Genomic DNA, 19076 nt, shown 5'->3' with positions numbered 1-19076 from the left:
CCGTGCTCAGCCTCTCGGCTTCACTGCGGGGCAACCTGCAGAAACTTACCGGAGCGATCCGCGCCTGTCAAACTGGCGTTTCTTGCTCCATTCCCGTTGCATGGGACACTGCCGGGCTTCCAGGAGGCCGCATCGTGGCGCGCACTCGTTCTGCCTCGGTTGAGGTGTCTTGCTTGGGTTGGTCACCTGGGGCCGGAGGACCAGCCTTCTGGCCTTTCCTCCCGCCGCTCCCCGGCGACGAAGAGAACATTATGCGAACCCGTCTGGACCGTCAAATCGAGATGACGTGACGCCGACCACAAGTACTGTTTCCGCAGGTCAGGTGGCATTTTCGGGTTTCGGGAGGGCTCGCGGCCTGCGTCCTGGCCGCCCCGGCAGCACCGCAACCCAGCGGCGCCCCAAGCGCTCAATCGACCGCCTGGACCCCGGCCATCGTCTTCTTCCCGCGGCGCAGGACGAGCCAGGAACCGGGCAGGAAGTCGGAATCGGCCGGCACGAACTCGGGATCCTCGATCCGGACGTTGTTCAGGTAGGCGCCACCCTCGGCAATCGTCCGGCGGGCCTCGCCGTTGCTCTTCGCCAGGCCGGCCCGGACCAGGAGGGTCACGATGTCCGGCGTACCGGCAGAGCGGTCGAAGCTGGTCGCCCCGGCCTCACCCAGGGCAGCGGTCAGGGTGGAGGCGCTGAGGGCGGCCAGTTCTCCCCTGCCGAAGAGGGCAGCCGCAGCCGCCTTCGCCTGTTCGGTCTCCGCTGCGCCATGGACCAGCGTGGTCACCTCGTCGGCGAGTGCCTTCTGCCCGGCACGCAGGAACGGCTTCTCCCGGGTCTGCTCCTCCAGTTCCTCGATCTCGGCACGGGTGAGGAACGTGAAGACCCGGAGCAGTTCGCCGACCTTCTCGTCCTCGACGTTCAACCAGAACTGGTGGAAGGCGTACGGCGACATCATCTGCGGATCCAGCCACAGCGCACCCCCCTCGGTCTTGCCGTACTTGGTGCCGTCGGCCTTGGTCATCAACGGCGTCGCGATGGCATGCGCCCGCTCCCCCGTCGTACGGCGGATCAGTTCCACGCCCGCGGTGAGGTTCCCCCACTGGTCGGAGCCACCGAACTGCAGCGTCACCCCGTGGTCACGGAAGAGGTTGAGGAAGTCCATCGACTGCAGCAGGACGTAGGAGAACTCCGTGTAGCTGATCCCCGACTCGAGCCGGGACCGCACCACGTCGCGGGCGAGCATCCGGTTGACCGGGAAGTGCTTGCCGATGTCGCGCAGGAAGTCGATGACCGACATCGAGGCGGTCCAGTCGTAGTTGTTCACCATCGTTGCCGCGTTCTCACCAGAGAAGTCCAGGAACGGCTCGATCTGGGAGCGCACCCGCTCCACCCACTCCTTGACGGTGTCGAGGGAGTTCATCACCCGCTCCCCCGTCTCCTTCGGGTCGCCGATGGTGCCGGTCGCCCCACCCACCAGTGCGTACGGCGTGTGGCCCGCGGCCTGCAGGCGCCGGGCAGTGAGGATCTGGACCAGGTGTCCCATGTGCAGGCTCGGCGCGGTCGGGTCGAAGCCGACGTAGAACCTGACGCTCCCCGCAGCGAAGGCCTCCCGCAGGGCTTCGGTGTCGGTCGAGTTCGCGATCAGGCCGCGCCACTCGAGCTCGTCGAGGATGTTCTCTTCGCCTGGCAAGGTCTTCCCTTTCGACAGTTCGGCTGCTGGTCCTAGCCTGCCCTATCGAGCACGGCGCGGCGCGGCTGGTCGGTACGTCGAGACCGTCGGGTCACCGGCCAGCCAGAAGCGCCACGGCACCTCAGCCGCACTGCGCAGGCCGACCCGCGGGCCGGTGGCCACCTCGCCAGCCCCGCTGCCGTGGGGCGCCGGCTCCAGGGTGACCGGACCCGTGGCCAGGTCGCACCCGTAGTCGTCCAGGGTGATCCCGAGCGCGCTGCACAACCGCCCCGGCCCCTGGGCGAGGCGGTGTGCCGGCCCGGACGGGCGGCGCGAGCGGGCATCCTCGATGCCCTCGATCACTTCTCCGGCCCGCACCAGCACGGCACCGGCCGTCCCCTCGCCGCGGCAGACCACGTTGGCGCAGGTGTGCATGCCGTAGATGAAGTAGGTGTACAGGTGGCCCGGGGGTCCGAACATCACCGCATTGCGCGGCGTACGTCCACGGTAGGCGTGGGAGCCGGGGTCGTTCGCGCCGTCGTACGCCTCGACCTCGGTGATCCGCACCGCGACCGGGCCGCGGCGCAGGACGGCACCGAGCAGGTGCGGGGCCACCGCCTGGGGTGGTCCCGCGAGGAAGTCCAGGTCAGATGCGCCCACGCAGGGCGTCCACGGCGCCGGTGAGTTCACGGAGTTGCTCGGCGACCCGGTCCGGGGCGGTGCCACCACGTCCGTTGCGCGAGGAGACCGACCCCTCGGCGCTCAACACCTCACGTACGCCGGGAGTCAGGGCCGGGTGGATCGCCGCGAACTCGGCGTCGGTGAGGTCATGCAGTTCGATGCCGCGACCCTCGCATGCACGCACGCATGCGCCGGCGACCTCGTGGGCGACCCGGAACGGCGTACCCTCGCGGACCAGCCACTCGGCGATGTCCGTGGCCAGGGAGAATCCCTGCGGTGCCAGCTCTGCCATCCGGGCGGTGTTGAACTCCAGGGTGGCGACCATCCCGGTGAACGCCGGCAGCAGCACTTCCAGGGTGTCGACGCTGTCGAAGACCGGCTCCTTGTCCTCCTGCAGGTCGCGGTTGTAGGCCAGCGGCAGTGCCTTGAGGGTGGCCAGCAGGCCCGACAGGTTGCCGATCAGGCGCCCGGCCTTGCCGCGGGCCAGTTCGGCGATGTCGGGGTTCTTCTTCTGCGGCATGATGCTCGAGCCGGTCGACCACGAGTCGTGCAGCGTGACGAACTCGAACTCACGCGTCGACCAGAGGATGACCTCCTCGGCGAGGCGGCTCACGTCGACCCCGATCATCGCGGTGACGAAGGCGAACTCGGCCACGAAGTCACGCGCGGCGGTGCCGTCGATGGAGTTGGCCGACGAACCGGTGAACCCGAGTTCCGCGGCGACCTGCTCGGGGTCCAGGCCCAGGCTCTGCCCGGCCAGGGCGCCGGAGCCGTACGGCGAATCCGCGGCCACCCGGGCGTCCCAGTCCAGGAGCCTCCCGACGTCGCGCACCAGTGGCCAGGCATGGGCGAGCAGGTGGTGCGAGAGGAGCACCGGCTGGGCGTGCTGCAGGTGGGTGCGGCCCGGCATGATCGCGCCGTGGTGCGTGGTGGCCTGGTCGGCCAGGGCGGCAACCAGGTCGAGGACCTGGCCCGCGATCACCGTGGCGTGGTCGCGCAGGAAGACCTTGAACAGGGTCGCGATCTGGTCGTTGCGGGAGCGCCCTGCGCGCAGCCGGCCGCCCACCTCGGGGCCGACCTCCTCCAGCAGCAGGCGCTCCAGCGCACCGTGCACGTCCTCGTCACCGGCGCCCGGGACGAGTTCGCCGGCGGCGTACCGCTCGCCGAGCACATCCAGTCCGCGGAGCAGTTCACCGTGGTCGGCGTCGGTCAGCAGCCCGGCCGCGTGCAGCACGTTGGCATGCGCCCGCGAGCCGGCCAGGTCATAGGGGGTCAGTCGCCAGTCGAAGTGGGTGGAGCGCGACAGTGCGTCCAGTTCGGGGCTCGGGCCACCGGCGAAGCGACCGCCCCACAACTTGCCCTCGTTGGTGCTGCCGGTGCTGGTCACGTGCTCGTCTCCTGCGGGTGGGTGCGTCACTGGTCGGGTGGGTCGGCTGGGTGGGGTCAGGAACTGCGGCCGTCGCTGGCCATGGCCAGGAAGCGGCGGGCCAGGTCGGCGCCGCCGTCGGGTGCCCGGCTGATCACCAGCAGCGTGTCGTCGCCGGCGATGGTGCCGAGTACGTCGCCGATCTCGGCCTTGTCGAATGCGCTGGCCAGGAACTGCGCCGCGCCGGGCGGGGTCCGGAGCACCACCATGTTGGCACTGGCGTCGGCGCTGACCAGGAGTTCGGTGCACAGGCGCGCCAGGCGGGCGTTGGCCGCCACGCTCTCCCGGGCAGCGGCCGGCGTACGGTCCCCGCCCTCGGCCGGGACCGCATAGACCAGTCCCCCGTCGCGGGCGCGCACCTTGACCGCATCCAGTTCGACCAGGTCGCGCGAGAGGGTTGCCTGGGTGGCATGGACCCCGCGTTCCCGGAGCAACTCACCGAGTTCGACCTGCGAGCGCACCTCATGGGTGCTGAGCAGGTCGATGATCAGCTGCTGGCGCGCGTTCTTGGTCAGCGGGGTGGTCGCGGCGTCGTTCATCGCGCCGCCCCCGCCTGCTCCTGGAGCCAGGCCATCACGGCCTTCTGGGCGTGGCGCCGGTTCTCCGCCTCGTCCCACACCACGCTGTCGGGTCCGTCGATCAACTCGGCGGTGATCTCCTTGCCGCGATAGGCAGGCAGGCAGTGCATGGCGATCGCGTCCGGGGCTGCCATGGCCATCACCTCACCGGTGAGGGCATAGGGCTGGAGCGCCTCCAGGCGCGCACTGGACTCGGCTTCCTTGCCCATCGAGATCCAGGTGTCGGTGATGACCACGTCGGCCCCGGCCACGGCCCGGGCCAGGTCGGCCTCGACCCGCGCCGTGCCGCCGGTGGACTGGCCGATGGTGGCGGCGCGCTCGACGATCCCTGCCGCCGGCTGGTAGCCCTCGGGGGAGCTGACCACGACGTGCATCCCTGCGGTGGCACCGGCCAGGAGCCACGAGTTGCCCATGTTGCAGGCGCCGTCGCCGATGAAGACCGCGGTGAGCCCGGCCAGGTGCCCCTTCCGCTCGGTGACGGTGAGCAGGTCGGCGAGCAACTGGCACGGGTGGAAGTCGTCGCTGAGTGCGTTGATCACCGGTACGCCGGCCCATTGCGCCATCGTGTCCAGGCGGGCCTGGTCGTTGGTGCGCCAGACGATCTGGGCCGCCTGGCGTCCCAGCACCCGGGCCACGTCCTCGATGGATTCGCGGACCCCGATCTGGGCCAGGTCACCGTTGACGTGCAGCGGGTTGCCGCCGAGCTCGGCGATGCCGGCGGCGAACGACGCCTGGGTGCGCAGGGTCGGCTTGTCGAAGATCATCGCGACCGTGCGTGGTCCGGCCAGCGGCTTGTGCCCGAACGGGTCGGCCTTGAGCCGTGCAGCGAGGGCCAGCAGTTCGGCCTGCTCGGCAGGGCTCAGGTCGTCGTCGCGCAGCAGGTGCCTCACGGCTGGCTCCCGGTGTCGTCGGGTCCGTGGTCCAGCCCGGCCTCGTCCAGCAGGCGCGGCCACGCGTCGAGGAAGGACTGTGCCTGCTCCCGGGTGAGCACCAGGGGTGGGGCGAGCCGGATCCGCTCCGGGGTGGGGTTGTTGATGATGAAGCCGGCGGCCAGGGCTGCCGCGGTCACTTCTGCGGACTTCGCCTCGACCAGGTCCAGGCCGATCAGCAGGCCGCTCCCCCGCACCTCGGTGACCCGGGGGTCGGCGGCCAGCCCATCGCGCAGCAGCGCGCCGACGCTGCGCACGTGGGCGAGCAGGTCGTCCGCCTCGATCACGTCGAGGACGGCCAGGGCTGCCGCGGTGGCCACCGGGTTGCCGCCGAAGGTGGTGCCGTGGTTGCCCGGCTCGAGCAGGTCGCCGGCAGCCCCGAGCGCGATGGTGGCGCCGATCGGGATGCCGCCGCCCAGGCCCTTGGCCAGGGTGACCAGGTCCGGGACCACGCCGGAGGCGGTGTGGGCGAACCATTCGCCGGTGCGTCCCATGCCGGTCTGGATCTCGTCGAACCAGAGCAGTGCTCCTGCCTCGCTGGTGATCCGGCGGGCGTCGGCCAGGTAGCCCTCGGGAGCCGGGTTGACGCCGGCTTCGCCCTGCAGTGGCTCCAGGACCACGGCTGCGGTCTGCTCGGTGACCGCAGCAGCGAGTGCGTCGGTGTCGCCGTACGGGACGAAGGTGATCTCGCCGGGCAACGGCTCGAACGGGGTCCGGTAGGCCTCCTTGTGGGTGATCGCGAGCGCCCCCATGGTGCGGCCGTGGAACCCCTTCTCCATCGCCACCACGTGGGTGCGTCCGGTGCGCCGGGTCAGCTTGAGTGCGGCTTCGTTGGCCTCGGTGCCCGAGTTGGAGAAGAAGACCTTTCCCTCGCCGTGGCCGAGCAGGCCCAGCAGGCGCTCGGCCAGTTCGACCTGGGGCAGGCTGGTGAAGAAGTTGGAGATGTGGCCCAGCGTGGCGAGCTGGTCCGAGACGGCCTTGACCAGCGCCGGGTGGGCGTGGCCCAGTGCGTTGACCGCGATCCCGCCGAGCAGGTCGAGGTACTCCTTGCCGTCGGCGTCGGTGACCACCGATCCCTGCCCGCCGGTGAGCACCAGCTTGGGCGGACCGAAGGTGTTCATCAGCGAGGCGGCGTACCGCTGCTGGAGCTGCTGCTGCCCGCTCACGACGCCTCCTCCGCCCCGGTTGCCTTGCGGATCTTGGTCTCCACCCCGGGCAGCACCTGGGTGCCGACGCCCTCGTCGGTGAAGACCTCCAGGAGCACGGCGTGCTCGGCGCGGCCGTCGACCACGGTGGCGCGCGGCACGCCCTCCTGGACCGCCTTGAGGCAGGCGCCCATCTTCGGCACCATCCCCGAGGCCAGTGACGGCATCAGTTCGGCCAGCGCCTCGGGGCTGATCTCCTTGATCACGTCGTCGCTGTCGGGCCAGTCGCGGTAGAGGCCCTCGACGTCGGTGAGGACCAGCAGCTTCTCGGCACCGAGCGCGACGGCCAGTGCCGCCGCGGCGGTGTCCGCGTTGACGTTGTGCACCTGCCCGTCGACGTCGGGTGCGACCGAGGAGATCACCGGGATCCGACCGGCCTCGACCAGGTCGAGCACGGCTTCGGGACGGACCCTGGTCACCTCGCCGACCAGGCCCAGGTCGACCTCCTCGCCGTCGACCACGGTGTTGGTGGCCTCGGCGGTGAAGAGGCCCGCGTCCTCGCCGGAGAGCCCGACCGCGATGTGGCCGTGCGCGTTGATCAGGCCGACCAGTTCACGCTGGACCTTGCCGACCAGCACCATCCGTACGACGTCCATCGCCTCGGGGGTGGTGACCCGCAGGCCGCCCTTGAACTCGGACTCGATGCCGAGCCGGTCGAGCATCGTCGAGATCTGGGGGCCGCCGCCGTGGACCACGACGGGCTTGAACCCGGCGTAGCGCAGGAAGGCGATGTCCTCGGCGAAGGCCTGCTTGAGCCGGTCGTCGGTCATCGCGTTGCCGCCGTACTTCACCACGATCACCTTGCCGTGGTACTTCATCAGCCAGGGCAGGGCGCGGGCCAGGACGTCGGCCTTGACGGGGTCGGGCTTGGTCGAATCAGACTTCACTGTCTTCTCACTCATGAGGAATAGGCGCTGTTCTCGTGGACGTAGGCGTGGGTGAGGTCGTTGGTCCACACGCAGGCCCGCTCGGAGCCGGCCTTGAGGTCGACGGTGACGCTGACCTCGCGGCCGCTCAGGTCGACTCCTGCCGGGTCCTCGGCGGGGGTGGAGTTGCGGCAGACCCAGACGCCGTTCATCGCCACGTCGAGGTCGGCCGGGTCGAAGGCGGCCGAGGTGGTGCCGATGCTGGCCAGCACCCGGCCCCAGTTGGGGTCCTTGCCGAAGACCGCGGCCTTGAACAGGTTGCTGCGGGCGATGCTGCGACCCACCTCGACCGCCTCGTCCTCGCTCGCGGCATTGAGTACGGTGATCGCGATCTCGTGGTCTGCCCCTTCGGCGTCCTTGAGCAACTGCATGGCCAGGTCGGTGCAGGCCTGGGTGAGCGCCTCGGTGAAGTCGGCCAGGGTCGGGGTGATCCCGCTGGCTCCGCTGGCCATCACCGTGACGGTGTCGTTGGTGCTCATGCAGCCGTCGGAGTCCAGGCGGTCGAAGCTGACCCGGGTGGCTGCACGCAGTGCGGTGTCCAGGTCACCGGCCTCGACGATCGCGTCGGTGGTCAGCACGACCAGCATCGTGGCCAGTTGCGGCGCCAGCATGCCGGCACCCTTGGCCATCCCGCCGATCTTCCAGCCGGCGCCCTCGATCACGACGTTCTTGCTGACCGAGTCGGTGGTCATGATCGCTTCGGCGGCATCGCTGCCGCCGTCGGCGGAGAGGGCTGCGTGGGCGGCGTCGACGCCGGCCAGCAGGTCCTGGCGCGAGTTGGCCAGGCCGATCAGCCCGGTGGAGCAGACCACCACGTCGATGGCGCCGATGCCGAGGTGGCCGGCCACCTGCTCGGCGACCGCATGGGTGGTCTGGAACCCGTCGGCGCCGGTGTAGCAGTTGGCGCCACCGGAGTTGAGTACGACGGCGCGGACCACGCCGTCCTTGACGACTTCCTGGCTCCACAGCACGGGGTTGGCCTTGCACCGGTTGGCGGTGAAGACGGTGGCCGAGTCGTGGTTGGGGCCCTGGTTGACGACCAGGGCGAGGTCCTTGGCCCCGGTGGACTTGAGGCCGGCGGGGACACCGGAGGCGAGGAAGCCCCGGGGGGTGGTGACGGTCATTTCTTCGGATCCTTCTTAGGCTTGCTGCCTTGCCTGGCAGGGGTGACGGGGACGGCTGCGGCGACGGTGTGTCCTCGTCGTCGCCATGCCTGGATCGCGTCGTCCACGCGCCCGGTCGGCACCAGGATCCAGTCGGTGTCGAAGGTGGAGAGGGAGAAGATGCTGATGCCCTCCTCGGCGAGCGGCGCCAGCAGCGCAGCGAGGACGCCGTACTGTTCCTCGTCGATCGGGCCCTGCACGGCGAACGCCGTCAGCGGGCGCCGGCTCGGCACCTTGGTCGGCACCGACCGGGTGGCGCAGACCAGGGAGGTCTCGGTGGCCGTCGCGGTGATGGAGAAGACCGACGACGACTCCGCCCAGGCCGGCACTTCGGCGCCCGGCGCCAGCCGGACCACGGCCAGCTTCTCGGGGAACTGCTGCAGCGTGTACGCCGGCGACCCGTTCGTCTCGCTCATGGGGCCAGTCCGACCGTGGTCAGGCCTGCCGCCTCGTCGAGGCCGAGGGCCAGGTTCATGCACTGCACGGCCGCGCCAGCGGTGCCCTTGGCCAGGTTGTCGACCGCGCCGACGGCGACCAGGTGGCCGGCCTCGGCGTCCACGGTGACCTGGACGTGGACCGAGTTCGAGCCGACGACGGCCTTGGTCTGGGGCCACATGCCCTGCGGCAGCACGGTCACGAACGGCTCGTCGGCGTACGCCTTGGCATAGATCTCGTAGGCCTCGTCCGCGGAGAGGTCCCGGGCCAGGGGCGCGGTGACGGTGGCCAGGATGCCGCGCGGCATCGGCACCAGCAGCGGCGTGAAGCTGACCCGCACGGTTGCCTCGGTGAGCAGGTTGAGGTTCTGGATGATCTCCGGGGTGTGCCGGTGCACGCCGCCGACGCCGTAGGCGCTGGCGTTGCCCATCACTTCGCTGCCGAGCAGGTGCGGCTTGGCGGCCTTGCCAGCCCCGCTGGTGCCGCTGGCGGCGACCACGACGATGTCGGGCTCGACCACACCGGCAGCCACCGCGGGCGCCGCGGTGAGGGTGGAGACCGTGGGATAGCACCCCGGTACGGCGATCCGCCGGGCACCGCGCAACCGGTCGCGCTGGGCGGCAAGTTCCGGCATCCCGTAGGGCCAGGACCCGGCATGCGGTGAGCCGTAGAACTTCTCCCACATGGCTGCGTCGGTGAGCCGGAAGTCGGCACCGCAGTCGATCACCACCACGTCCTCCCCCAGCGCGTTGGCCACTTCGGCGGAGGCGCCGTGGGGCAGGCCGAGGAAGACCACGTCATGACCGGCGAGCACCTCGGGGGTGGTTTCGGCCAGGGTGCGGTCGGCGAGTGGGACCAGGTGTGGCTGGAGTTGTCCGAAGTTGGTGCCGGCATTCGAACCACCACTCAACGCTCCGATCTCGACGTCGGGGTGGTTGAGCAGCAGCCTGAGCACTTCACCCCCGGCGTATCCACTCGCACCGGCAACAGCGACGGAGATCTTTGACATGTGCATGACTATACATGGTTATGCATGAACCTGCATATTGGGTTCCGGTGGCGAACCATTGGCACCTACGGTGGAGACCATGACGAGACTGCCGTTCGACGCCTATCTCGACCACATCCGCACCGAGTCTGACAGGTTCCACGCCGCCTTGGCCACAACCTCTCCCTCGGCCAGGGTGCCGAGCTGCCCCGACTGGAACGCCGCCGATCTCCTCTGGCACCTGACCGAGGTGCAGGACTTCTGGACCCACGTGATCGCCCACCGACCGGCCGCTCCCGAGGACCACCTGGCACCCGTGCGCCCCGAGCAGTACGACGACCTGCTCGCCGCCTTCTCCGAGACCAGCGCACGGTTCCAGCGGGTCCTGGGCGGCGCCGACCCGGCCGAGGCGGCATGGTCGTGGGCGCCGGAGCAGACAGTCGGCTTCACCCATCGCCGTCAGGCCCATGAGGCGTTGATCCACCGCCTGGACGCCGAACTCACTGCCGGCTCGGTGACCCCGCTCGACCCACGCCTGGCCGCCGACGGAGTCCAGGAGGCGTTGTCCGTGATGTTCGCTGGTACTCCGGAGTGGGGCACCTTCACCGGGTCGGGGGTGCTCGTACGCGTCGACACCCTGGACACCGACCACCACATCTGGACCGAACTCGGGAGGTTCACCGGAACCGATCCCGGGGGCCGCGATCACAACGAGGACGACATCGCCGTGGTCACCGACCCCGGGACCGAGCCGGACGTGGTCGTCTCCGCTGCGGCCAGCGACCTGGATGCCTGGTTGTGGCGCCGCCGCGACGACGCCGGGATCACGGTCGCGGGTGACCCCGCGGCGTACGAGCGGTTCCGTCGCGTCGTCGACCAACCGATCACCTGACGAACCGGAGCATCATGGACGTCGTGAGCACCGGGCCCGAGCGAGCCATACCGGGCGCGCGGACATCCTGGCCGAGCAGCTCACTGCTCGTCGAGCGCGGTGATGCCCTTCCGGTGGCGCTGCGCCAGTTCGGCGTAGTAGGGCGGGTTCGCCTCGACCCAGAAGGCCGCGGAGGTGCCGGCCAGTTCCTTCTTGACCTGGGCCGGCGAGCCCGCAGCGAGCACGCCGGACGGGATCTCGGTGCCCGGCGTGACCAGGGATCCGGCGGCGACCATCGATCCGGCACCGAGACTGGTCCCGTCGAGCATGGTGCTCGCGTTCCCGAGCAGCGCCTTCTCCCCGATCGTCGCGCCGTGCACCACGCAGCTGTGGCCGACCGTGGCACCGGGACCGATCTCGACCACGGAGTCCGGGGTGCCGTGCACGACGGAGTTGTCCTGCACGTTGGCGCCCTCACGGACCACGATCCGGCAGTCGTCGGCGCGCAGCACGGCCCCGTACCAGACGCTGGCCCCCTTCTCGACGACGACGTCACCGACCAGGGTCGCGGTCGGCGCGACGAACGCCTCGGGGTGGACCTGGGGACGCTTTCCCTCGAACTCGAAACTCGGCATGGCCCGAACCCTAACGCTGCACTGCGCCCAGGCGCTCCGAGGCCAGCGCCACCGCGGCCTCTCGCGCCGCGGTGGCCTCCCCTTCGGCCAGGGTCCGGTCGGCGGCCCGGAAACGGAGCGCGAAGGCAAGCGACTTCTTGCCCCCACCGACCTGCTCCCCGGTGAAGACGTCGAAGAGCCGCACGCTCTCCAGCAACTCACCGGCACCCTCGCGCAGGGCCGCCGCCACGTCGGCCGCAGGGACAGCCGTGTCCACGACCAGGGAAACGTCCTCCTTGGCCACCGGGAACGACGCGAACCTCGGGGCCGGGGTGATCGCGACCGCCTCGGCGAGCAGGGCGTCCAGGTCGATCTCGGCCGCTGCCGCGCGCTCCGGCAGGCCGAACGCCTTGCACGCCTTGGGGTGCAGTTCTCCGGCATGGCCGATCACGGCGCCGGCAACCCGGATCTCGGCACACCGCCCGGGGTGCCAGGGCGCCCGGGTCGCGTTGGCGACCTCGATCTCGACACCGATCACGGCGGCGACCCGGCGTACGGCGTCGATCGCATCCGCCCAACTCGCCCCACGGCCATCGCCCCACCAGCCGGAGCGCTCCCGCTGCCCGGCCAGCGCCACGGCCAGGTGGGTCGGCTGCGCGGGCACGGCGTCCTCGATCTGGGCCCATTCGGTCTCGGTCGGCCGGCGGTCGACCCCGAGGATAGGCGCCTGCGCACCGTCGGTGGGACGGAAGACCAGGCCGGTCTCGAAGAGCGCCACGTCGGCGTTGGCGCGGCCCACGTTGACCGCCAGCGAGCGGAGCACGCCCGGCAACAAGGTGGTGGCCAGTTCCGGCTCGTTGCTGTTGAGCGGGTTGGCGATCCGCAGCGTACGCCGCCGCTCGTCGCCCGCATCCAGCTGCAGGGCATCCCAGTCGCCCTCGCCGACGAACGGATAGCTGATCGTCTCGGTGTAGCCGGCGCCGGCAAGCGCCAGGCCGACGCGACGGCGCAGCTTCTGCACCGCGGTCAGTCCCCGTCCCGCCGGAGCGGGCGGCAGCACCGAGGGCACCTTGTCGTAGCCGACGATGCGGGCGATCTCCTCGACCAGGTCGAACGGATCGTTCATGTCCGGGCGCCATGACGGGACCGTGGCGGTCAGTTCGTCGCCGGAGACCTCGACCGTGCAACCGACGAGTTCCAGGTTGCGCACGGCGGTCTCGGCACTGATCTCCATCCCCGTCACCCGGGCGGCCAGGTCGACGGCTGCGGTGATCGTGCGCAGCTGTGGGGCCCGCCCGACCACGGTGACGCCGGCATCGGCCGTGGCGCCACCGAGCTGGACCATCAGTTCCACCACCCGGTCGGCCGCCGCGGCGGGCAGCCGCGGGTCGACGCCCCGCTCGAAGCGCTTGGACGCCTCGGAGGGGAGCTTGTGGCGACGCTCGGTGCGATAGATGGAGACCGCGTCGAAGTGGGCGGCCTCGATCACCACGTCGGTGGTGGTCGAGGAGAGCTCGGTGCTCTCCCCGCCCATGGTGCCGGCGATGCCGATCGGTCCGGAGTCGTCGGTGATCAGCAGGTCCTGGGCGTCCAGGGTGCGGCGCACCCCGTCCAGGGTGGTGAGCTGCTCGCCCGGGTTGGCGCGGCGCACCCGGATGACGCCGCTGAGCTTCGCCCGGTCGTAGCCGTGGATCGGCTGGCCGAGCTCGAGCATCACGTAGTTGGTGATGTCGACGCCGAGCGAGATCGGGCGCATCCCGGCCTGGGTGAGGCGACGCGCCATCCAGTCCGGGGTGGGCGCGGCAGGGTCGAAACCGCTCACCGAGCGGGCCACGAAGACCGGGCAACCGTCGGTGTCGTCGACCACGACCGGGTAGCCCTGGTCGTCGGTGGCGGGTACGTCGCGCTGCGCCGGGTCCGTGAAGGGTGCGTCGAAGCCGATGCCGGCCTCGCGGGCGATGCCGCGCAGGGAGAGGGCGTAGGCCCGGTCCGGGTTGATCTCGAACTCGATGACCGCGTCGTGCAGGTCGAGCACGGCGAAGGCGTCGTCCCCGGGCTGGCCGGCGTCGGCCGGGAGCACGATGATGCCGTCGTGGTCCTCGCCGAGGCCGAGTTCGCGCGCGGAGCAGATCATCCCGGCCGAGAGGTGGCCGTAGGTCTTGCGGGCGGAGATCTCGAAGTTGCCGGGTAGGACGGCGCCCGGCAGCACCACGACGACCAGGTCGCCGACGGCGAAGTTGTGCGCGCCGCAGACGATGCCCTGGGGTTCACCGGTGCCGTTCGCGGATCCCACGTCGACCGTGCACCAGTTGATCACCTTGCCGTTCTTCTGCGGCTCGGCCTCCATGGTGAGCACCTTGCCCACCACCAACGGCCCGGTGATCGCGTCGGCAGGCGTCTCGAGCGCTTCGAGCTTGAGCCCGAGCATGGTCAGCCGGGCAGCCAGGTCATCGACCGGGAGGTCGTCGGGCAGGTCGACGTACTCACGGATCCAGGAAACAGGGGCCTTCATCTCGTCGTGCCTCTCAGATCTCGATGCCGAACGGCTGGGTGAAGCGGACGTCGCCCTCGAAGATGTCGCGCATGTCCTCGACCCCGTGGCGGAACATCAGGGTGCGGTCGATGCCCATCCCGAACGCGAATCCGGTGTAGGCCTCCGGGTCGACCCCGCAGGCGACGAGCACGCGCGGGTTGACCACGCCACAGCCACCCCACTCGATCCACCCCTCGCCGCGACAGGTGCGGCAGGTGTGGCCGTCCTCCGCGCCGGCACCGCGGCAGAGGAAGCAGATCAGGTCGACCTCGGCCGACGGCTCAGTGAACGGGAAGTAGGAGGGACGGAACCGGGTCACGATCCCCTCCCCGAACATGGCCGAGGCGAAGTGGTCCAGGGAACCCTTCAGGTGGGCCATGGTGATGCCCTCGTCGATGACCAGGCCCTCGACCTGGTGGAAGACCGGCGAGTGGGTCGCGTCGATCTCGTCGGTGCGGTAGACCCGCCCCGGGCAGACCACGTAGATCGGGGGCTTGCGGGTCAGCATGGTCCGCGCCTGGACCGGCGAGGTGTGGGTGCGCAGCACCAGCGCCGCCTCGGCCGGCTCGAGCCAGAACGTGTCCTGCATGGTGCGGGCCGGGTGGTCGGCACCGAGGTTGAGCGCGTCGAAGTTGAGCCACTCGGCCTCCACCTGGGGACCGTCGGCGACCTCCCACCCCATCGCCACGAAGACGTCGGCGATCCGCTCGGACATCATCGTGATCGGGTGCCGCGCCCCGGTGGGCAGGCGGTCGGTGGGCAGCGTCACGTCGACCGTCTCGGTGGCGAGCATCCGCTCCTCGTGCTCGGCCTCCAGGACCTTGCCCCGCTCGGCCAGCGCCTTGTTGACCGCGCCCCGGGCCTTGCCCACGCGAGCGCCCGCATCCTTGCGGGCCTGGGGTGGCAGCGCGCCGATCTCACGGTTGGCCAGGGCCAGCGGCGACCGGTCACCGGCGTGGTCCAGGCGCACCTGCTTCAGCTCGGCCAGGTCACGGGCGCCTGCGATCGCCTCGATCGCTGCAGTGCACATGGCCTCGACCTCGTCGGCACGCAGGGGCGTGACCTCGACGGGGTCGTACTCGGTGTTGGGTCCCGACATGACTGCCTTCCGGGCGGGGGTGGGGCGACGGCACGAGTCTAGGGCCGTCACCCGTCGCGCCCTCAGCCGGGACGCCGGTCCTCGGCGGGCCAGCAGAGCGAGACCCGGGCTCCCCCGTCCGGTGCGTCACTGATCGTCAGCGTGCCGCCGTGGGCACGGACCAGCCCGTTGACCAGGTACATCCCCAATCCGGATCCCCCGCGCTCCCCGTGGGTCCAGAACTTGGTGAAGACCCGGCGCCTGATTTCCTCGCTGATCCCCTCGCCCTGGTCATCGACGTGCATCAACACCCCGGGGAACTCCGCGTCTCCAGGCAGCGGTGCCATGGTGACCCGGACCAGGCCCTCGCCGTGGCGGATCCCGTTCTCGACAAGGTTGGTGACCACCTGGGTGAACTTGTCCGGGTCGACGTGCGCCTCGGGGAGGTCCCCGGTGACGACGAGTTCGATCGGGCGCGATGTCCCTGCCCGCACCGAGTCCACCACCCGGCCGACCAGGACCGCGCTGTCGGAGGGACGCGGGAACATCGAGAGCCGTCCCGTGTCCAGCCGGGCGACGTCGAGCAGCTCGGCGATCAACCGGGAGAGCCGCTCGGAGTCGGAGCCGACCGTGGTCAGCATCAGCTTCTTCTGCTCGTCGCTGAGGTCGTCCCACCGGTTGAGGAGCACCTGGACGAACCCCTTGACGCCGGTGAGCGGCGAGCGGAGTTCGTGGGCCACCGTGGCCACCAGGTCGGAGCGCTCCCGGTCCAGCCGGGCCCGTCCCCGACCGGGGCGCAGCGAGACGGCGACCCTGTCGATGGCGTGCTCCGCTCCACTGCGGGCGATGCCGCAGGTGACCAGGACCTCGTTGCCGTCCGGCAGGGACCAGGACTGCTCGGGGATCCCGGAGCGGATGTTGGGACCGTCGTACGGGCGGTTGACGGCGTACCAGTCGCGGCCCCCGCTGTCCTGGAGCCGCATCGCGGCAGCCAGCGGCATGCCCGGCCCGGTGCCGAGCATCTGCCGGGCCCGGGCGTTCATCTGGGTGACCGTGCCGTGGGCGTCGGCCAGCACCACCCCGTCGGGCAGGGCGTCGAGGTCGGCCTGGGCGGGGCCGTCCATCTCAGGTGAGTTGTGCCTTGGCGAGCTTCGCCTCACGGCGTACGTCGCGGGCCAGGCGGCGGGCGTCCTTGCGTGCGGTGCGGGCCGCGTGGCCGGCGCGCCAGGCCAGGCCGGGGCGCCCGTCGGTGTCCACGCTGGCCAGCAGCAGGCCACCCAGGACGCTGAGGTTCTTGGCGAACTGGAGCCGCTGGCGCCGCTTCTCCCCCGGGTCGCTTTCCGCCCAGAAGGCGTGACCGGCGACGGTGGTCGGGACCAGGCTGGCGGCAAGCACTGTCGCGGAGATCCGCGGTGCGCGGCCGGTGGCCAGCGCTGCGGCCGCGGCGATCTGGACCCCGGCGTTGATCCGGACCAGCGTCCTGGCATCGCTCGGCACCGGAGCGCCCGGGGCGGCGCGCTGCACCAGGGGAACCACCCGGTCGGTGACCCGGGTGGCCTTCTCGGCCAGCACGTCGGAGTGCTTCAGCGCGTGGGTGGCACCGAGGATGAAGCCGGAGGCGATCAGGGGGCGGGCGATCAGGCGCACGAGAGTCATGTGCCATTCATACCCGATCCGGGCACGCTCAAGCGCGTCGACGTGCCCGGGCAGATGCGTAGAGGCAGACCGCCGCGGCGGTGGCGAGGTTGAGGCTCTCCGCCTTGCCATGGATCGGGATCCGGACCCGGTGGTCGGCCAGCGCGGCAAGCTCCTCGGGAAGGCCCCATGCCTCGTTGCCGAAGAGCCATGCCGTGGGCCGGGCGAGGAGGCCCTGGTCCTCGGCCGCGTCCAGGTCCAGTTCGCCGGAGCCGTCCGCGGCGAGGACGACGAGCCCCGCCTCCCGGGCCTGGTGCACGGCCCGGGCGGGGTCCGGTTCGAGGGCCAGGGGCAGGTGGAAGAGGCTGCCGACGGTGGCCCGGACCGTCTTGGGGTTGTAGGCATCCACGGAGTTGCCGGCCAGGAGTACGGCGTCGGCGCCGGCCGCGTCCGCGGTGCGGATCACGGTGCCGGCGTTGCCCGGGTCGCGTACGTCGGCACAGATGGCGACCAGGTGTGGATCACCGGCCAGGACGTGCCCGGCGGGCCGGTCGATGAACCGGCAGCGGGCCACCACGCCTTGCGGGTTGACTGCATCCGAGAGGGTCGCCATTGCCCGGTCCTCGACCAGCCTCCACCCGATGCCGGCGGAGGCGGCGGCTGCCTGCAGTCCGTGATGGTGTCCGGTCGCTTCGGTGGTGGCGAAGACCTCGATCACGCAGCCGTCCACGCCCAGCGCTGCCTCGACGGCCTTGGGCCCGTCGGCGAGGAACTCGCGCTGCTCGGTCCGGAAAGCACGACGGGCGAGCTTCCTCATGGTCTTGACCCGGTTGTTGTTGCTCGACAACGGGACCATCGGGAAGCTCGCCACGTCAGGGCTGCTCTTGGCTGCTGATCCGGCAGGGATCAGGCAGTGGCCTCTTCGCGAGGAGCGTTGACGTCCTCGGGAAGGTTGGCCTTGGCCAGCTCGACCAGTGCGGTGAAGGCCGGGGCGTCGTTGACGGCCAGGTCGGCGAGGATCTTGCGGTCCACCTCGACCTCGGCGGCCTTCAGGCCCTGGATGAAGCGGTTGTAGGTGATCCCGTTGGCGCGGGCCGCAGCGTTGATCCGCTGGATCCACAGCTTGCGGAAGTCGCCCTTCTTCTTGCGGCGGTCGCCGTAGCTGTAGACCAGCGAGTGGGTGACCTGCTCCTTGGCCTTGCGGTAGAGGCGCGAGCGCTGGCCGCGGTAGCCGGCGGCGCGCTCGAGGGTTGTCCGGCGCTTCTTCTGGGCGTTCACTGCCCGCTTGACGCGTGCCACGTTATGACTCCTTGGTGCTGGTTCCCGGGTGGTGGCCCGGGGAAGATCGATTCAGGGGAAGGTTCGGTTTCGGGAAGTGCGCCTCAGCGACCCAGGAGCTTGGCGGCCCGGGCCTGGTCGGCCTTGGCCAGCTCGACGGTGCCGGTCATCCGACGGGTCACCTTGGAGGCCTTCTTCTCGAGGTTGTGGCGCTTGCCGGCCTTCTCGCGAAGGATCTTGCCGGAGCCGGTCACGCGGAAGCGCTTCTTGGCACCGGAGTGCGTCTTGTTCTTCGGCATCTCTCTGCTCTCTGTCTCTGCTTGTCGGTCTGGGTGGTCTGGGTGTCTCAGACGTCGATGTCCGGGTCGAGGTTCTCCGAGCGCTTGCGCTGCTTCTTCTGGGCGACCGGGCCGTTGGCGGCCGATGCCTTGCGGAAGCTTGCGTCCTCGGCCTCGGCCGCGTCGCGCCGGGCGATCTTGTCGTCCTTCTCGGCCTGGAGTTCGATCTTGGCGTCGGCCTTCTTGCGGTGCGGCCCGAGCACCATGATCATGTTGCGGCCGTCCTGCTTGGGCGCGCTCTCCACGAACCCGAGCTCCTGGACATCCTCGGCCAGGCGCTGCAGCAGCCGGAAGCCGAGCTCGGGCCGGTGCTGCTCGCGACCACGGAACATGATGGTGATCTTGACCTTGTCGCCCGCCTTGAGGAAGCGGACCACGTGGCCCTTCTTCGTCTCGTAGTCGTGCGCGTCGATCTTCGGACGAAGCTTCATCTCCTTGATGATCACGTTCGTCTGGTTGCGGCGGGCTTCACGGGCCTTCTGGGCGTTCTCGTACTTGAACTTGCCGTAGTCCATGAGCTTGCAGACGGGTGGCTTGCCCTGGGGAGCGATCTCGACCAGGTCGAGGTCGGCCTCCTGGGCAAGGCGCAGCGCGTCAGCCGTCGGCACGATGCCGACGGTCTCACCGTTGGGGCCAACGAGGCGGACCTCGGAAACCCGGATCCGGTCATTGATGCGCAGCTCTGTGCTGATGGGTCCTCCTGGGGACGATGGGGTGGTGGTGGGCGGAACGAAAAAG

20 protein-coding genes are annotated in these 19076 nt (G+C 70.4%); 1 reads left to right on the top strand and 19 read right to left on the bottom strand.

All coding sequences use genetic code 11. The annotated features are described in order from the left end of the window. Positions 1-406 precede the first annotated feature (406 nt). The 10 genes from tyrS to argC are packed head-to-tail and all read right to left on the bottom strand — an operon-like array spanning position 407 to position 10018. The gene (gene tyrS, locus Q9R27_RS06220) at positions 407-1681 is read right to left on the bottom strand and encodes a tyrosine--tRNA ligase (protein ID WP_311251485.1); all 1275 of its coding nucleotides are present in this window, start codon (positions 1679-1681) and stop codon (positions 407-409) included. 42 nt (positions 1682-1723) lie between these two features. After that, positions 1724-2320: a DNA-3-methyladenine glycosylase gene (locus Q9R27_RS06215; protein ID WP_311251484.1), complete on the bottom strand. Its 597-nt coding sequence runs from the start codon at positions 2318-2320 to the stop codon at positions 1724-1726. Then, on the bottom strand, positions 2307-3728 hold the full coding sequence (gene argH / locus Q9R27_RS06210; protein ID WP_311251483.1) for an argininosuccinate lyase: 1422 nt from the start codon (positions 3726-3728) through the stop codon (positions 2307-2309). The genes Q9R27_RS06215 and argH overlap by 14 nt, the downstream gene beginning before the upstream one ends. A gap of 56 nt (positions 3729-3784) precedes the next feature. Further along, a complete protein-coding gene (locus Q9R27_RS06205; RefSeq protein WP_311251482.1) occupies positions 3785-4306 on the bottom strand; it encodes an arginine repressor in 522 nt (173 codons plus the stop codon). Next, positions 4303-5235 carry an ornithine carbamoyltransferase gene (gene argF, locus Q9R27_RS06200; RefSeq protein ID WP_311251481.1) on the bottom strand — a complete coding sequence of 311 codons (933 nt, stop codon included), beginning with the start codon at positions 5233-5235 and terminating at the stop codon, positions 4303-4305. Before argF ends, Q9R27_RS06205 begins: the two co-directional genes overlap by 4 nt. Then, positions 5232-6440: an acetylornithine transaminase gene (locus Q9R27_RS06195; RefSeq protein ID WP_311251480.1), complete on the bottom strand. Its 1209-nt coding sequence runs from the start codon at positions 6438-6440 to the stop codon at positions 5232-5234. Before Q9R27_RS06195 ends, argF begins: the two co-directional genes overlap by 4 nt. Further along, positions 6437-7381, bottom strand: a complete 945-nt coding sequence (gene argB / locus Q9R27_RS06190; RefSeq protein WP_311251479.1) for an acetylglutamate kinase — start codon at positions 7379-7381, stop codon at positions 6437-6439. The genes Q9R27_RS06195 and argB overlap by 4 nt, the downstream gene beginning before the upstream one ends. Further along, the gene (gene argJ, locus Q9R27_RS06185) at positions 7378-8529 is read right to left on the bottom strand and encodes a bifunctional glutamate N-acetyltransferase/amino-acid acetyltransferase ArgJ (RefSeq protein WP_311251478.1); all 1152 of its coding nucleotides are present in this window, start codon (positions 8527-8529) and stop codon (positions 7378-7380) included. Before argJ ends, argB begins: the two co-directional genes overlap by 4 nt. Beyond that, a complete protein-coding gene (locus tag Q9R27_RS06180) occupies positions 8526-8984 on the bottom strand; it encodes an ACT domain-containing protein (RefSeq protein WP_311251477.1) in 459 nt (152 codons plus the stop codon). The genes argJ and Q9R27_RS06180 overlap by 4 nt, the downstream gene beginning before the upstream one ends. Beyond that, entirely contained in the window at positions 8981-10018 is a 1038-nt protein-coding gene (gene argC / locus Q9R27_RS06175; RefSeq protein WP_311251476.1) for an N-acetyl-gamma-glutamyl-phosphate reductase, read from the bottom strand. Before argC ends, Q9R27_RS06180 begins: the two co-directional genes overlap by 4 nt. A gap of 73 nt (positions 10019-10091) precedes the next feature. Here argC and Q9R27_RS06170 point away from each other — a divergent pair, with 73 nt between their 5' ends. Beyond that, positions 10092-10883, top strand: a complete 792-nt coding sequence (locus tag Q9R27_RS06170; protein ID WP_311251475.1) for a maleylpyruvate isomerase family mycothiol-dependent enzyme — start codon at positions 10092-10094, stop codon at positions 10881-10883. Positions 10884-10963: 80 nt separating this feature from the next. Here Q9R27_RS06170 and Q9R27_RS06165 read toward each other — a convergent pair whose 3' ends face one another. From Q9R27_RS06165 to infC, 9 genes are all read right to left on the bottom strand, one after another. After that, entirely contained in the window at positions 10964-11497 is a 534-nt protein-coding gene (locus tag Q9R27_RS06165) for a gamma carbonic anhydrase family protein (RefSeq protein WP_311251474.1), read from the bottom strand. A gap of 10 nt (positions 11498-11507) precedes the next feature. Beyond that, on the bottom strand, positions 11508-13988 hold the full coding sequence (gene pheT, locus Q9R27_RS06160; RefSeq protein WP_311251473.1) for a phenylalanine--tRNA ligase subunit beta: 2481 nt from the start codon (positions 13986-13988) through the stop codon (positions 11508-11510). A 13-nt stretch (positions 13989-14001) separates the two neighbouring features. Continuing rightward, positions 14002-15108, bottom strand: coding sequence for a phenylalanine--tRNA ligase subunit alpha (gene pheS / locus Q9R27_RS06155; RefSeq protein ID WP_311251472.1), 1107 nt, complete (start codon positions 15106-15108; stop codon positions 14002-14004). Positions 15109-15170: 62 nt separating this feature from the next. Next, positions 15171-16211: a PAS domain-containing sensor histidine kinase gene (locus Q9R27_RS06150; RefSeq protein WP_311251471.1), complete on the bottom strand. Its 1041-nt coding sequence runs from the start codon at positions 16209-16211 to the stop codon at positions 15171-15173. A gap of 1 nt (position 16212) precedes the next feature. Next, positions 16213-16743, bottom strand: a complete 531-nt coding sequence (locus tag Q9R27_RS06145; RefSeq protein ID WP_311251470.1) for a DoxX family membrane protein — start codon at positions 16741-16743, stop codon at positions 16213-16215. Between the two features lie 28 nt (positions 16744-16771). Further along, a complete protein-coding gene (locus Q9R27_RS06140) occupies positions 16772-17593 on the bottom strand; it encodes an RNA methyltransferase (protein ID WP_311251469.1) in 822 nt (273 codons plus the stop codon). 35 nt (positions 17594-17628) lie between these two features. Then, a complete protein-coding gene (rplT, locus tag Q9R27_RS06135) occupies positions 17629-18021 on the bottom strand; it encodes a 50S ribosomal protein L20 (RefSeq protein WP_311251468.1) in 393 nt (130 codons plus the stop codon). A gap of 83 nt (positions 18022-18104) precedes the next feature. Then, positions 18105-18299, bottom strand: coding sequence for a 50S ribosomal protein L35 (rpmI, locus tag Q9R27_RS06130; protein WP_311251467.1), 195 nt, complete (start codon positions 18297-18299; stop codon positions 18105-18107). 47 nt (positions 18300-18346) lie between these two features. Then, the gene (infC, locus tag Q9R27_RS06125; RefSeq protein WP_397219656.1) at positions 18347-19000 is read right to left on the bottom strand and encodes a translation initiation factor IF-3; all 654 of its coding nucleotides are present in this window, start codon (positions 18998-19000) and stop codon (positions 18347-18349) included. Positions 19001-19076 lie beyond the last annotated feature (76 nt).

Origin of the sequence: Nocardioides sp. AE5, assembly GCF_031844485.1 — a bacterium.
In the GTDB taxonomy this organism is placed as follows: Bacteria; Actinomycetota; Actinomycetes; order Propionibacteriales; family Nocardioidaceae; genus Nocardioides.
Note: the sequence above shows the minus strand (reverse complement) of the source record. Positions and strands in the feature narration are given on the sequence as shown.

Bases quoted from the DNA above. Each gene is read 5' to 3' on its own strand.
- Q9R27_RS06205 (WP_311251482.1), bottom strand. From the start codon at position 4,306: ATGAACGACGCCGCGACCACCCCGCTGACCAAGAACGCGCGCCAGCAG.
- argB (WP_311251479.1), bottom strand. From the start codon at position 7,381: ATGAGTGAGAAGACAGTGAAGTCTGATTCGACCAAGCCCGACCCCGTC.
- argJ (WP_311251478.1), bottom strand. From the start codon at position 8,529: ATGACCGTCACCACCCCCCGGGGCTTCCTCGCCTCCGGTGTCCCCGCC.
- Q9R27_RS06180 (WP_311251477.1), bottom strand. From the start codon at position 8,984: ATGAGCGAGACGAACGGGTCGCCGGCGTACACGCTGCAGCAGTTCCCC.
- argC (WP_311251476.1), bottom strand. From the start codon at position 10,018: ATGCACATGTCAAAGATCTCCGTCGCTGTTGCCGGTGCGAGTGGATAC.
- Q9R27_RS06170 (WP_311251475.1), top strand. From the start codon at position 10,092: ATGACGAGACTGCCGTTCGACGCCTATCTCGACCACATCCGCACCGAG.
- Q9R27_RS06165 (WP_311251474.1), bottom strand. From the start codon at position 11,497: ATGCCGAGTTTCGAGTTCGAGGGAAAGCGTCCCCAGGTCCACCCCGAG.
- pheT (WP_311251473.1), bottom strand. From the start codon at position 13,988: ATGAAGGCCCCTGTTTCCTGGATCCGTGAGTACGTCGACCTGCCCGAC.
- pheS (WP_311251472.1), bottom strand. From the start codon at position 15,108: ATGTCGGGACCCAACACCGAGTACGACCCCGTCGAGGTCACGCCCCTG.
- Q9R27_RS06150 (WP_311251471.1), bottom strand. From the start codon at position 16,211: ATGGACGGCCCCGCCCAGGCCGACCTCGACGCCCTGCCCGACGGGGTG.
- Q9R27_RS06145 (WP_311251470.1), bottom strand. From the start codon at position 16,743: ATGACTCTCGTGCGCCTGATCGCCCGCCCCCTGATCGCCTCCGGCTTC.
- rpmI (WP_311251467.1), bottom strand. From the start codon at position 18,299: ATGCCGAAGAACAAGACGCACTCCGGTGCCAAGAAGCGCTTCCGCGTG.